This is a genomic window from uncultured Maribacter sp. (assembly GCF_963975365.1).
Lineage (GTDB): Bacteria > Bacteroidota > Bacteroidia > Flavobacteriales > Flavobacteriaceae > Maribacter.
On sequence record NZ_CAXBGF010000007.1, the window covers coordinates 93235 to 108071 of the forward strand.

Sequence of the window (14837 nt, forward strand, 5' to 3'; positions counted from 1 at the left end):
ATGCAACTGTAGTGCATTTAATGTTGGCTGCAGGTATCGCAGATGCCCTTTATGACCAAATTTGCGTTTTCGGCAATATACCCGGTAGGTAAATTAATATGTGGTATTTTATGTTCGGTCAAGCATACTGTTTTGTCGCAATAGCTACAGTGAAAATGTAAGTGAAGATCCTGGTCGATTTCACAATTACAACCAGGTTCGCATAGGGCAAATTTAGATATATTGGTACCGTCATCAATTTGATGAACAATACCTTTTTCTTCGAATGTCTTAAGGGTACGATATAAGGTAGTGCGTTCGGCTTTTTCAAAAGCATTCTCAATATCCGTCAAGGCTACAGCAGTTTTTTTACCGGCCATAAATTTATAGATAAGAATGCGCATCGCTGTAGGTCGTATGCTTTTGTTATCTAATGTTTTCTCTATCTCGCTCATTGAAATAATAGGTTTAAAACGGCCTTAATACTAAAGTAATCAATGTTATAATAGATTTCAACTTGAAGAGATCTTTAATATTGAGTAATAAAAATTAGTGGAGAAAAAGTAGCTGAAATTTTACTTTAGGTGATGGAAATATAAAATTATTGTTAGATAGATTTGTTAATGGTCTTGGTAGGGTATTAGGTAGACCATGTTATTATTGCTCAGTTTTTTCTATTTTAACATACTGTTTATTATATTTTCATCTCTTGTTTGGCGATTTTGAAATAGATTTTGTTAATGTAATAAAGATTATTTAATCAGTGTAATAGCTAGCTTTAATTGCAGGTAATTTTTAATTTTTATTGATGTTAATTAGTCGTTGCTCGGAAGACTAAAGGTTTATTCTATATCATGTGCAATATGAAAAATAGCATCACCTTGATTTACAATAGGCGACTCATTGATGCATATTATATACCCAGAATCGCTGGCCTTCATTTTGCGTTCAAAATATCCGAATGGTCCTGAAATATTACCTAATTCAGTACCTTTTTCCACTTTTTGACCCACTTTTACGATAGGGTGAAACATGCCGGAGTGTTTCGCTCGTAACCATTTAGATGCATTCACTAATTTTGGTGTAATGGGCTTAGGATTCATATGTTTTAGTTCTTTATCGAAGTTGCGCATTCCTAAATGATGCATTAAGCGTAATGCACCAGTAATGCCAGTATCTGTAATATCACCATTAATCTGAAGTGATTTTCCACCCTCATATAATAATACTTTCTTGTTAAGTTGATGTAAGGTCTCTCTAAACGATTTTTCTCTTCCAGCAGATTTTACAATGAACTCTGCACCAAAAACTTTGGCTAGGGCAAGGCCATCTGAATCATTTTTGTCTATTCTAATTTGCGGTGCATTAAAACGGCTATCACCACCCGTATGATAATCTATACAATAGTCGATAACCGGTGCGATATCTTTCACTAAGTGATAAGCGAACCTACTTGCCAAAGAACCACGTAAGCTTCCTGGGAAAACACGGTTTAAATCTCTACCATCGGGAAATTGCCTTGTTTGATTTAGGAACCCAAAGATGTTTACCACAGGAATACAAATAACCATCCCGCATTCTGGTTGGTTATACTTTTTAGATACCAATTGGCGTACTATTTCTACACCGTTAATTTCATTGCCGTGAATTCCACCGGTTATTAAAAGGGTGGGGCCATCTTTTTTGCCACGTTGTACAATTACTGGTACTTCTATTTTAGTTCTGGTGTGCAGTTTGGCAATATCTAAATTTAGTTGGGCTCCTTTTCCTTTTTCAATAGTTTCACCTAAAACTGTGTATTTTTTATTCGACATTCTTATATGCGTAAATTTTATTTTAAAACCCTTAGAGGTTACAAATTGATATGTTTCAAAGGATGAAATTACTGTTTAAAACAATAACACTTTAACAAAATATCTGGATAGTCATTTCTGAAGGATCTCTAGCCTTATGGATTAGATCAAAATTACTATAAGCCACAACGGAAAAACATGATGAAATGAAATCGAATTGGAATCATATTATCATATTGAAAATACTCTATTAGCTATCTTAAGTTATGAGCGGTAGAGGGTTAAAGTTTTTATATACCCATCTTCTTGATGCTCAATTTCAGCCATTTTTATTGAGCGTAAATGTGTAATTCCTTTATATAGACTGCTGTCAAGATAAAACAATTGCTATTTTTTAAATAGATTTTAATGGTTGATTAATCCCATTGTGGACGAATACCGGGAGCAAATGGAAATTTTAGTGATTTGTAGAACTCTAAGCTTTGTGCCGGTTTTTCAACACCTTCGGGCAATTCTTTTTGTGAATATGTTTGAAAATATAATAAGCATGCATCTCGCCACCACTTGGCTTCCTTTAATTGTATTTGTAAAAGCATTTTTACTTCGTTGTGCTCACTTTCGGTTACATAAGATTTTGCGTTATCCCAAGTATGAATCATGTCATTTACTTGGTCGACACCTTCTTGGTATTTTAAAGCTATACCATCCCATAAGGTGTTTCCGTCCTGTAATTTAAAGTCCCATGACAAATGATGAAACCAAAGGAGATATTCTTCGGGAATATTGTTTACGTCATTAAATGTATCCTCTAAAAATGAAGCGTATTGCTCAGTAGCATTACTACCTGAGGGTGTACGGTCAAAACCAATGCCGTTTGTATCTGCTTTATGATAGTAAACAGGATTCCAATCTGGTCTGCTTAAATTATCGACCCATGGGCCAGGACCGTAATGGTGTCCGGTGTCAAAAATATGATGTAAGCCTAACGGATTCATATAATTGACGACGGCCTCTCGAGAAGTAAGCATTAATTTTTGTACCTGTTCAATGAATTCTTGTTTATTGCTATAGGTAGCTCTTAACCATTCTTCAGCAATTTTTTCAGAACTTAAATAAGGATCCCATGCTAAACGACCAAAGCCGTACCAATTAGCTTGAGCAAAAGGATGTCCCGTCCAATTTAGATCAGTGCCAATATTGGCAACACCTGCTATTCCTGTTAAAGTGTTACCATACAAACTTCCATCAATAACTTTTGCTACCGTGGAACCTTTGCCTTTCTGATACGTATCTGCATCTAAGACTTCTTCAAAAAGTTTCGGCAAGAAGACCAAATGGCTACTAAAACCTAAATACTCTTGTGTAATTTGAAATTCCATTACTAAAGGAGTTTTTTTCATTGCTCCAAACATGGGGTGAAATGGTTCTCGAGGCTGAAAATCTATTGTTCCGTTTTTCACCTGAACTAAAACATTGTCCTTAAAAGTGCCATCATAAGGTAAGAATTCATCATAGGCTTGTTTTGCCCTATCGGTATCGTCGTGTTCGGAATAAACGAAAGCTCTCCATATAACATTACCGCCAAATGGTTTTAATGCAGTAGCCATCATATTAGCCCCATCTACATGATTGCGACCGTAGTTTTGTGGTCCTGGTTGACCTTCTGAATTTGCTTTAACCAAAAATCCGCCAAAATCGGGAATTCGCTTATATATTTCAGCTGCTTTATCTGACCACCATTTTTGTACCTCTGTATTTAGTGGGTCGGCAGTTTCTAATTTGCCAATTTCGATTGGTGCAGAAAAGCGTGCGGTTAAATAAACCTTGATTCCAAATCCTCTAAATACATTCGCCAGCGCTTCAACTTTTTCTAAATACATAGGGGTGAGCACTAAAGCATTTGCGTTTACATTTGTAATAACTGTTGAATTAATACCAAGAGATGCATTAGCCCTTGCATAATCAATATAACGTTGATCAATATATTCTGGTAATTTTTGCCAATTCCATAATGAGAAACCTGCATAACCACGTTCTACAGTGCGATCAAGATTATCCCAATGATTCAACATTCTTAAATCTATTTTAGGACTGTCTACTAAATTAATAGAATTTAATTTTTTATGTGTTTGCATTAAATGTAAAAACCGAAACGTAGCATAAAGTATTCCGATATCTTTTCTTGCACTTATAATTGTAATCGATTTCTTTTTGTAGGTCAATGTTTTGATTAAGAATCCTTCATCGGACAATACCGTAATATCCTTAGCAACCAAACCTTTTAAATCATTCGGTAAGTTTTCGTATTTATCAACAATTAGGGAGTTGTCTGAAATTAAGATGTTTGAGTATTGTACTTGCTTATTCAGCATTTGAGGTAACGCAAGGGAAAACTCTTTCTTTGCATTTTTTAAGACATCGCTATTATCTAAAAAATATATGGAACTAACTATTTTAGTATACTCGTTACTTAGTTCAGTATTTTCTATTTTATCATAATTTAACCAAAGCTTATAGCCATCTACCTGCTGACTGTGTAGCATAGTAGCTAATGGTAGAAATAAGATTATGAATATGTTTATATGTTTCATGTAGAGGTTTTTTGCAAGCACTTCATCTTTAAAAATAGGAGAATTATATTGAAAAGTGTGTATTTAAAGTAATGTACTAGCCAATAATAATTTAAAGAGAAATAGGACTAAACTTTTAAATTACCCTTAAATACAATATTTACGTGGTCTATAGCTCTTTACTTTTAAAATGATGAATAGCATTTTTGGTTACTAAAACCCTTTCGTTAAAATCAATTTATAGATGGTATAAATTCATTATTTTATTTTACAACAAAAAAAATTCGTTTTTACCTTTCTTATAAGTACCATGTCTTTCAGATTGCTAAGAAAAAATAACCCAATATTATTGGCCATAATGATTTCAAATTCAACATTCCTATTTTCAAGATACATGATAAGCTGGCTAACATCAGAAATATCTTCTCGATATTTTTAATTGTATCGAGAGAGCCCTTTTGTTAAATGATTTTACAATATTTAATATCAAATAAAACCATGTTCGTTATAGGTTTAAAATAAAATTATCTTTGACAAATCTATTTGTAATTATTTCCTCTTTATCATATGAACATCTCTAAACGATCATTACTCATTGTTTTTATAATTATAATTGGTTCTTGTAAAAATGTAAGCACTGACAAGAATGAAAAATCTAGACAAGAAAATCTTGAGATTGGAGATTTTGAGTTTACGAATGAACTAATTCATGAAACCAGTCCTTACCTACTACAACACGCACATAACCCTGTTGATTGGAAGCCATGGTCAGAAAGTGCTTTTGAGTTAGCGAATAAAGAGAATCGCTTAGTTGTTTTAAGCGTTGGGTATTCTACTTGTCATTGGTGCCATGTAATGGAAGAGGAATCTTTTGAAGATATAGAAGTGGCCAATTTGATGAATGAAAAATTTATCAACATTAAGGTAGATAGGGAAGAGCGACCAGATTTAGATATGGTGTACCAAACGGCATTACAATTGGTGAATGGTACTGGTGGTTGGCCTATGAACGCTATAATACTCCCCGATGGAAGCCCTATTTATTTAGGGACGTATCATGAAAAGGAAGAATGGAAATCAATTCTTGCCAAATTCAGCAATGAATTTGAAAATAACCCAGAGAAAATTAGGGAATACGCCACCATGCTGGCCAATGGAGTACAAGAGATATACGAACAACCAGCAAAACAAATGGAGAACGTTATCACACCAGATAAGGTTAAAAATGGTATAAAAGAATGGTCTTTGTTGTGGGATGTAGAATGGGGTGGCAATAAAGGGCAACAAAAATTTATTTTGCCAACGAATTTGAATATGTTGTTAGATTATGCTGTTTTACAACAAGATGCCGATGCTGAAAATCATGTTTTAAACACGTTAGAAAAAGTATCACATGGCGGAATTTACGATCATATAGATGGCGGTTTTTTTAGATATAGCACGGATAATACATGGAAAGTACCGCATTTTGAAAAAATGCTGTATGATAATGCACAAATGATATACTTATTGTCAAAGGCTTATAAGCTGACGGGTAATGAAGAGTATGCTACTGTGGTTAACGAAACTATTAAGTTTTTGAAAACTGAAATGCGTAATGAAAGGGGAGGGTATTTCAGCGCAATGGATGCAGATACCAATGGTGAAGAAGGAGTTTATTATGTCTGGACACGGAAGGAATTACAAGAGTTGCTAGCTGACGATTTCAAACTGTTTTCAAAATATTATGGTATTCAAGATAAGGAGGTTTGGGAAAATGAAAACTTTGTGCTGAACAACACTATTTCTAAAGAAGATTTTTCTAAGGAGTATAACTTGGCTTTGAATGAACTACATAATAAAATCAAACATTGGAAAGACATTCTATATATGGCCCGACAAAAAAGAGCTAAACCTTCTAAAGATTACAAGATTATTACTTCTTGGAATGCACTTTTAATTGATGGGTTGTTAGAGGCTTATAAGGCCTTTGGTGATGAAAAATACTTAGCTGAGGCAAAATCAATCTTTGAATATATTAAAGCCAATAACTATAAGAATGAGGTATTAGTTCATTCATTTACGACAGATAGTAAGCAGAAAGAAGTTTTTTTAGAAGATTATGCATTTTTAGCCAAAAGTGCATTTGCTTTGTTTGAGGTTACATTAGACCTTTCTTATCTAGAAATTTCAAAGGAATTAATGAGTAAGGCAATTGTAAAATATAGAAGCCAATCAGAATTGTTTTATTACAATGTGTCGAGTGAATTGGTGCCAAAAATAATAAGCACATCTGATGGAGTAGTACCATCCGCTAATGGAATTATGGCGCAGAATCTTTTCAGAATTGGTCATTTGGAATATAATACCGAATATTTAAAGAAAGCCGAGGTGATGGGTTCGTTACTGGTGAGTGATTTTGAAAATTACGCTGTAAGTTATGGTACATGGGGTTATTTGTTTTTGCAACAAGCATATCCTTATTATGAAATAGCTATAGTTGGTAGTAATGCAGAAGGTCTTATCACTAAAATAAATTCCACTTATTTAGTGAATACACTGCTTGTCGGTAGTTCTGTGTCTAGTAACATATCTCTTTTTAAAGATCGTTACCATAAAGATGGGACATTCATTTATGTTTGTCAGAATAACACCTGTAAGTTACCAGTTAAAACAGTGGATGAGGTATTTGAGCAAATGGAATCTTTTGGATATCAAGGTCTTAGGTAAATGTATTGAAAATTGATCTTTGTTCTACTGGTGTTTGCAGAACTGAATTTTGTAATATTTCAATAGTGAAATTCGGTTTACCTTTGTTTTATGGAAGAATGGTATGCCTATCCTTTATTGATTGTCGTTGGCTTTATTGTTGGTTTTATTAATACAGTTGCAGGTGGCGGTTCTTTACTTTCATTACCTTTTTTAATTTTTCTCGGATTACCATCAACCTTAGCAAATGGTACTAATAGGGTAGCCGTCATATTTCAAACTGCAATAGCGACTGCTGGTTTTAAAAGTAAAGGAGTTTCAACGTTTCCATTTAATTTGTATTTGGGTAGCTCTGCTTTTATTGGCTCCATAATTGGTGCCAATTTAGCAGTTGATATTAGTGGTCCACTATTTAATCGAATATTGGCCGTTGTTATGATTTGTATCGTGCTCATTATAGCATTTGGCCCAAAAATTAGCATCAACGAAGTACAGGAGCGATTAACGGGAAAATATTTGTGGTTAGGTATTATTACGTTTTTCTTTTTTGGAATTTATGGTGGTTTTATAAATGCAGGTGTAGGGTTTATTATTATTCTATTTCTTCATTATATAAATAAGATGACGTTAGTACGTTCTAATGCTACCAAAGTAGCTGTTGTTTTTATGTATATGGTATCTGCTTTGGTAGTTTTTGCTTGGAATGACCTGGTAAATTGGAAAGTTGGATTAATATTGGCTATAGGTAATGGAAGTGGTGCTTGGGTTGCAAGTCGAGCTTCAGTAAAAAGGGGAGATAGTTTTGTGAAAAAGTTTCTTATTGTTATGGTTTCGATACTGGCTATAAAACTTTGGTTTTACCGATAAATTAAACAAGATTTGTATAACTCTTAAAATAAACAAGAATGCCAGGATTTGAATTATTTGGTGAAAGTGAAAAAAAACAAGTACAAGATGTATTAGATTCTGGAGTGCTAATGCGTTATGGTTTTGACGGTATGCGAAATAACCATTGGAAGGCCTTAGAGCTTGAAAAAGGGTTGGCAAATAGAATGGAGACTAAATATGCACAAGTGGTGAGTAGCGGTACTGCAGCACTTACAGTAGCATTGGTAAGTGCAGGAGTAGGGGCAGGTGATGAAGTTATTATGCCAACATTTACATTCGTGGCAAGTTTTGAATCTATTTTGGCAATTGGCGCCGTACCAATTTTAGTTGACATAGATGATACATTAACACTAGAACCTTCTGCAGTAGAAAAAGCAATCACGAATAAAACCAAAGTTGTAATGCCGGTTCATATGTGTGGTTCTATGGCAGACCTTAGGGCTTTGGAAGAAATATGTGATAAATATGGCCTTTTGTTATTAGAAGATGCCTGCCAAGCAATTGGAGGTAGTTATGATGGAAAACCTTTGGGCAGTTATGGTGATTTAGGATGTTTTTCTTTTGATTATGTAAAAACCATTACCTGTGGCGAAGGTGGGGCAATTATTACGAACAATGAAAAATTTAAAATAAATGCAGATCATTATTCTGATCATGGACACGATCATGCAGGGGACAATAGGGGTGCGGAAACTCATCCGTTTTTAGGATATAATTTTAGAATATCTGAATTGAATGCTGCGGTCGGTTGTGCCCAAATTAAACGATTAGATGATTTTGTGTCGATTCAGAAAAAACATTATTCCATATTAAGAAATACTATTCATTCACTTTCTAATGTTACTTTTAGAAGAGTGCCTGAAGGAGGTGTTGAGAATTATTCATTTTTATCGTTTTTCTTACCTACAGAAGATTTAGCAAAAAAAGCCCATACGTCTTTAGGTGAAGCGGGTGTAGATGCTTGTTTTTATTGGTATGATAACAATTGGCATTACTATAAAAAATGGGAGCATTTGACAAATATGCAATCCTTAGGAAAACTTCCAAAGGAAGTAGTAAACCAGTTGCCAGATTATTCAAAATCAGATTTCTCTAAATCTGATATATGGCTAGGTAGAACCATTTCATGTTTAATAAAATTAAGTTGGACTGATGAACAAGTTTCTGAACGAGCTAATAAAATGAAAGAGGTTTTAGCAAAATTCACCTAGAATTTTAATAGGCGACATTTTCTACAATTTCTAATCCATAACCTACAATTCCCACACGTTTAGCTTGGGTGCTATTGGTCATTAGCTTCACTTTGTGTATACCTAAATCATGTAGTATTTGTGCTCCAATACCAAAGTCTCGATTATCCATTTCTATTTTAGGAGCTTTGGTAATACCTTGTTTTTGTAGCTCTTTAAGTTCTTTTAATCTGGAAAGTAAATTAAGTGATTCAGAATCTTGATTTATAAAAACAATAGCACCTTTGCCTTCTTGATTTATTTTTTTAAACATATCCTCTAATTTCTCGTCAGGGTTATGTGTTAAGGTTCCTAGTATGTCGTTATTAATTAATGTAGAGTTAATACGAGTTAAAATTTTATCTTCAGAAGACCATGAACCTTTGGTAAGGGCAATATGTACATGGTTATTTGTAGTTTGTTTGTAGGCTCTTAATCTAAAGTCTCCAAATCTTGTGACAATTTCAAAATCTGTTTCTTTTTGAATTAAACTATCATGCTCCATTCTATAAGCAACCAAATCTTCAATAGAAACAATTTTTAAATTGAACTTCTTAGCTACATTTACTAATTGTGGAAGTCGTGCCATACTCCCATCTTCATTCATGATTTCTACAATAATTCCTGCAGGTTGTAATCCTGCTAATCTTGCAAAATCAATAGCAGCTTCTGTATGCCCTGTTCGTCTTAAAACTCCACCTTCTTTAGCTATCAATGGAAAAATATGTCCAGGTCTGGCTAAATCCTGAGGTTTTGTGTCCGTATCAGTTAAAGCGATAACAGTTTTAGACCTATCACCAGCTGAAATACCTGTGCTAACACCCTTTCCTCTTAAATCAACTGAAACGGTGAAAGCTGTTTCTAAAGGATCAGTATTGTTACTGACCATCATATGTAATCCTAATTCTTTACATCGACCTTCAGTTAAAGGTGCGCAAATAAGTCCTCTACCATAAGTGGCCATAAAATTGACGGTTTCTGGGGTAGCCAATTCTGCAGCAGCTAAAAAATCACCCTCATTCTCACGATTTTCATCATCAACAACAATAATTACTTTTCCTAAGCGAATGTCTTCAATTGCTTCTTCAATAGTGTTCAATTGTATTTTTTTAAAATCAGTCATGTTTAAACAATCAGTTTTTATCTTTTTTCTTAAATATTTTTTTGAAGAAATCTGAAATAAATCCAAAATTCACCATTCCCTTGTCCTCGGTTGCTCTTTTGGTGAGAAAAACACCTAATGGTAGCATAATAAGAGTAGAAAGCCAAGCGCCTAAAATTGGATGAATGTTACTTTCTTTAGCATAATTACTTGCAAAAACCCCGATGAAATAATAGATTAAGAAAAGTACTATCGCAATGATCATTGGTAATCCCAATCCACCTTTTCTAATAATGGCACCAAGGGGAGCTCCAACAAAAAATAATATAATACACGAAAAGGCCAATGCATATTTATTATGAAGCGATAGAATATGCATGTTGTAGATTTTATATCTTTTTTGCATTTCTTCTTTTTTACCGCTAACAGTGCCTAGAATACTACTAGTACCATTTTTGGCGGTAGTTAATATCTGTATCTGCTGCCATTCTGGGAAAAGAATAAGAAAATTCTCCTTTATTGAATCTTGCAAAGCAATATTTGCCTTAGCCTTAATTGCTTTAACGGCTGAGATTGAATCTTTTTTTGATACCATGTCAGCTTTCGTAGAATCAGTATTCTTTGTTATTAAGGGAACAAATATGCCGCTTCTATTTTCAATATTTTTCGAAAATGCACGAACGATATTATAATTATCTCCGCGTAAAGAGTCAATATCTTTGGTTAAACGTGAGATATTTTTCATCTTGTCCGTACTTATATCTCGTTCTTCTTCTAATTCGTCATTATTTATATCAGGGATTTCAATATTCATTGTATACGTATCAAAATCAGCATGAGCGAAAGGAAACTGCATTTTGTTGTTCTTTTCACCATCAACATCACGATAAAAATTACCGTTCTTTAATACTAATTGAATGAGATCAGAATCATTACTACTAATTAGTTCACCTGATTCTGCTTTGATTACTTCAATATTTAAATTTGCTTTTGATTTACGGTGTATTATTACGTTTCTTAAAAAACGATCATTCTCACCATACTTTTCATCAACCTTAATATTCATTCCCTCAAAATCGCTAAATACACCCTCCGATACAACTGCAGCAGGCTTTACCTTGGCAATATTTCTTCTAAGATTATATATTTTCCTTTGAGATAATGGGATAACGTTATTGGCAAAGAAGAACGTTACACCCCCAAGTATAGTTACAAACACTATTAAACTAAACATTGATCGCTGTAACGAAATGCCTGAAGCTTTCATCGCAGCAAATTCATAGTTCTCTGCTATGGATCCGAAAGTTAAAATAGATGATAAAAGTACGGTTAAGGGCAATACTTTTTCAGTAAGATCTGGCATTAAATAGAATAGGAACTTACCAATAATTACAATATCTAAACCTTTACCGGCTAGATCATCAATAAAAAGCCAAATCGTTTGGAATATGAAGATGAACATCAATATTACAAACGAACTGACAAAATTAAAGACGAACCTTGATAGGATATAACGGTCTAGTATTCTCAATAGTTCTAATTTCTTAGAATGAAATAGCCTTCATCCTTATATTTAGCTTCATCAAAAGTAAATAAGGTTCTGGACAATACTTCGTCTGTTTTAAAAGAATTAACAGTGATTGTAGTCTTTGTACCGTTCTTGCCTGTTTCAATTAATTTATAAATATGCATTGTACCCATATCTATACCTAATAATCTCGATTTTATTTCCGTATCTGAATCAATAGGTGTCAATTTTACATATTGAATTTTTCTTCCTTGTACATCTTGTAAAATGTCCCAGGCATAATTATGACCTTCTTTGTAAAAAGTCAACATTTTTGAAGGTGTCATTGCATTTTTATCATCAGATTTATCTTCGATAGTGACTTCTTCATTTTCAGGTACAATAGTATATACTTTCTTGCCATCGTACAGTTGTTGAGAACCTAGGTAATTGAAAATGTATTTATTGCCTGCGAGTGTAACATCACCTCTAGTTTCTTGGTTAATGCCAGCTTCCACGTTTTTTAAATCGAATTTGAAGTCAACAAAAATGTTGTCATAACTTTGCACTTTTTTATATACTTCATCAAGTAAGTCCTTAGCCTTGTCAGAACTTTGAGCATGGGCAAAAGTTGCTGCAAACATAATCGTTAATACAATAATAATTTTCTTCATCTCTTTTTTTATATTATTCATTATCCAATAATTGTTGAAGGGCAACCATGTCGGATATATATACCTGTCTTGCTTTACTGCCTTCAAAGGGACCTACAATTCCTGCTGCTTCCAATTGATCGATTATTCTACCAGCGCGATTGTACCCTAATTTTAGTTTTCTTTGAATTAAAGATGCTGAACCTTGTTGTGCAATGACAATTACTTCAGCAGCTTCGCGGAATTTTTGGTCCCTATCTGAAACATTATAATCAACACTCGTGCCAGAATCTTCTCCGCTATATTCAGGAAGTTCATAGGCATCTGGGTATGCACGCTGACTACCAATATATTCAACGATTTTTGCAACTTCAGGTGTGTCAACAAATGCGCATTGAATTCTGGTAACATCATTTCCTTGTGTAAATAACATATCTCCTCGACCAATTAATTGGTCGGCTCCAGAAGTGTCTAATATTGTTCTAGAATCTATTTTAGAGGTAACTCGAAAAGCAAGTCTCGCTGGGAAGTTGGCTTTAATTATACCCGTAATTACGTTAACAGATGGTCGCTGTGTTGCAATTATTAAGTGAATGCCAATGGCTCTAGCCAATTGTGCAAGTCTTGCTACTGGTGTTTCTACTTCTTTACCGGCAGTCATAATTAAATCAGCAAACTCATCAATTACCAGTACAATGTATGGTAAAAATTTATGTCCGTCATTCGGATTCAATTTACGAGCCTTAAATTTTGTGTTGTATTCCTTTAAATTACGAACCATTGCTAATTTCAAAAGTTCATAACGATCATCCATTTCAATACAAAGTGAATTAAGGGTATGAATTACCTTTGTGTTATCAGTTATAATAGCTTCTGCAGAATCAGGAAGTTTAGCCAAGAAATGGCGTTCAATTTTATTGTAAAGCGTTAATTCAACTTTCTTTGGATCTACTAATATAAATTTCACTTCCGCAGGATGCTTTTTATATAATAAGGAAGTTAATACGGCATTTAAACCTACAGATTTACCTTGACCTGTTGCACCTGCCATTAAAAGGTGGGGCATTTTAGCTAAATCGACAACAAAGGTTTCATTGCTAATAGTTTTACCGAAAGCTATTGGTAATTCCATTTCTGCTTTCTGAAATTTGCTCGATGCAATTACCGAACGCATCGAAACTATAGTGGCATTTTTGTTTGGTACTTCTATACCTATAGTACCTTTACCAGGAATTGGCGCGATAATACGAATACCTAAAGCTGCTAAAGATAGAGCAATATCATCTTCTAGGTTTTTGATTTTAGATATTCTTATACCAGCATCAGGTACAATCTCATATAAGGTAACGGTAGGGCCAATAGTAGCTTTAATTTGGGCAATACCAATTTTATAATTTTTAAGGGTATCAACAATCTTATTCTTGTTTTCCTCTAATTCTTCTTGATTTATAGTAATACCACCGGTAACACCATGTTGGTCTAATAGTTCTATTGTCGGGAATTTGTAGTTGCCCAATTCTAAGGTAGGATCGAACTCTCCAAAATCATCTACCAATTTATTTGCTAGGATGTCGATTTCTTCAAGTTCCTCAATTACTTGTTCGACTTCCATAGCAAGAGTTTCCTCCTGCTCTGGAGTATTTATTTCAAAATCATTTAGGTTGTCTTCCTTATTTAAATGCGGAATTTCTGTTTTATGGGTGTAAGTGTCTATAATAACAGGTATGTCCTCGTCAAAAGAAGTGGTTAATATATCATCGGCCTTACTTGATTTACGTTCTTTAGTTGCTTTAAATTCTGTTGAAATGGCTTCCTTTCTTGATTTAATAAAGGATGAAATTCCTTCAGGTGTAATTTTAAATAATCGTACTAAAATGAATATGAGTCCAAAAACTAGTAATAGCAGTACACCAATTTTACCGGCATAGTCTTGTAGAAAATCATTCATTTCAAAACCTATTAATCCGCCTAATAGCGGACTGCTAGTTGCGAAAAATCCTAAGGTGATAGAAATCCATATAATGAAAAGTAAGCCCCAAATCCATTTTTTAAATAATGCTTTTAAAGGAAGTCCTAAAAACAAATATATTCCTGTGATACAAATTAAAAAAGGAAGAATTAGTGTGGCTAAGCCAAAGCCCTTGTACATGAAAATGTGACTAATGCTTGCGCCGAATTTGTTTAATAAGTTTTTAGCTAGCTCATTTCGATCTTTGAATTCTGTAAGAAGACTTTGGTCATCTTGCCAATTAAAATAAAACGATATAAATGAAAAGAACAATGCAATACTAAAAAGCATCAGCAAACTACCCAAAATAATTTTATTCTGTTTGGATAATTTAAACGGTGATCCTTTTTTAGTAGGTTTTGGCTTTGATTTAGTTGCCTTCTTTGCCATTAAAAATTAATTCTGGTGCTAAATTACAAA

At 33.7% G+C, this 14837-nt stretch carries 10 protein-coding genes; 3 read left to right on the forward strand and 7 right to left on the reverse strand.

All coding sequences use genetic code 11. The features are described 5' to 3' along the window. Positions 1-17: 17 nt before the first annotated feature. The 3 genes from AACZ49_RS10120 to AACZ49_RS10130 all read right to left on the reverse strand — a co-directional run bounded on the left by AACZ49_RS10120 (position 18) and on the right by AACZ49_RS10130 (position 4363). Positions 18-434 (reverse strand): transcriptional repressor, encoded by a 417-nt coding sequence (locus AACZ49_RS10120; protein ID WP_339654161.1) that lies wholly within the window; start codon positions 432-434, stop codon positions 18-20. A 387-nt stretch (positions 435-821) separates the two neighbouring features. Then, positions 822-1793: a succinylglutamate desuccinylase/aspartoacylase family protein gene (locus tag AACZ49_RS10125; protein WP_339654164.1), complete on the reverse strand. Its 972-nt coding sequence runs from the start codon at positions 1791-1793 to the stop codon at positions 822-824. Positions 1794-2188: 395 nt separating this feature from the next. Further along, entirely contained in the window at positions 2189-4363 is a 2175-nt protein-coding gene (locus AACZ49_RS10130) for an alpha-glucuronidase family glycosyl hydrolase (RefSeq protein WP_339654167.1), read from the reverse strand. A gap of 546 nt (positions 4364-4909) precedes the next feature. Here AACZ49_RS10130 and AACZ49_RS10135 point away from each other — a divergent pair. From AACZ49_RS10135 to AACZ49_RS10145, 3 genes are all read left to right on the forward strand, one after another. Further along, on the forward strand, positions 4910-7051 hold the full coding sequence (locus AACZ49_RS10135; RefSeq protein ID WP_339654170.1) for a thioredoxin domain-containing protein: 2142 nt from the start codon (positions 4910-4912) through the stop codon (positions 7049-7051). Between the two features lie 90 nt (positions 7052-7141). After that, positions 7142-7897: a sulfite exporter TauE/SafE family protein gene (locus AACZ49_RS10140; RefSeq protein ID WP_339654173.1), complete on the forward strand. Its 756-nt coding sequence runs from the start codon at positions 7142-7144 to the stop codon at positions 7895-7897. A 38-nt stretch (positions 7898-7935) separates the two neighbouring features. Next, positions 7936-9129 (forward strand): DegT/DnrJ/EryC1/StrS family aminotransferase, encoded by a 1194-nt coding sequence (locus AACZ49_RS10145; protein ID WP_339654176.1) that lies wholly within the window; start codon positions 7936-7938, stop codon positions 9127-9129. A gap of 4 nt (positions 9130-9133) precedes the next feature. Here AACZ49_RS10145 and ribB read toward each other — a convergent pair whose 3' ends face one another. The 4 genes from ribB to AACZ49_RS10165 are packed head-to-tail and all read right to left on the reverse strand — an operon-like array spanning position 9134 to position 14807. Continuing rightward, positions 9134-10270 carry a 3,4-dihydroxy-2-butanone-4-phosphate synthase gene (ribB, locus tag AACZ49_RS10150; protein WP_339654178.1) on the reverse strand — a complete coding sequence of 379 codons (1137 nt, stop codon included), beginning with the start codon at positions 10268-10270 and terminating at the stop codon, positions 9134-9136. A 10-nt stretch (positions 10271-10280) separates the two neighbouring features. Continuing rightward, the gene (locus tag AACZ49_RS10155; RefSeq protein ID WP_339654181.1) at positions 10281-11780 is read right to left on the reverse strand and encodes an LptF/LptG family permease; all 1500 of its coding nucleotides are present in this window, start codon (positions 11778-11780) and stop codon (positions 10281-10283) included. A 5-nt stretch (positions 11781-11785) separates the two neighbouring features. Then, complete coding sequence (locus AACZ49_RS10160) at positions 11786-12430, reverse strand: outer membrane lipoprotein carrier protein LolA (RefSeq protein WP_339654364.1); 645 nt, start codon at positions 12428-12430, stop codon at positions 11786-11788. A 13-nt stretch (positions 12431-12443) separates the two neighbouring features. Next, entirely contained in the window at positions 12444-14807 is a 2364-nt protein-coding gene (locus AACZ49_RS10165) for a DNA translocase FtsK 4TM domain-containing protein (RefSeq protein WP_339654184.1), read from the reverse strand. Positions 14808-14837 lie beyond the last annotated feature (30 nt).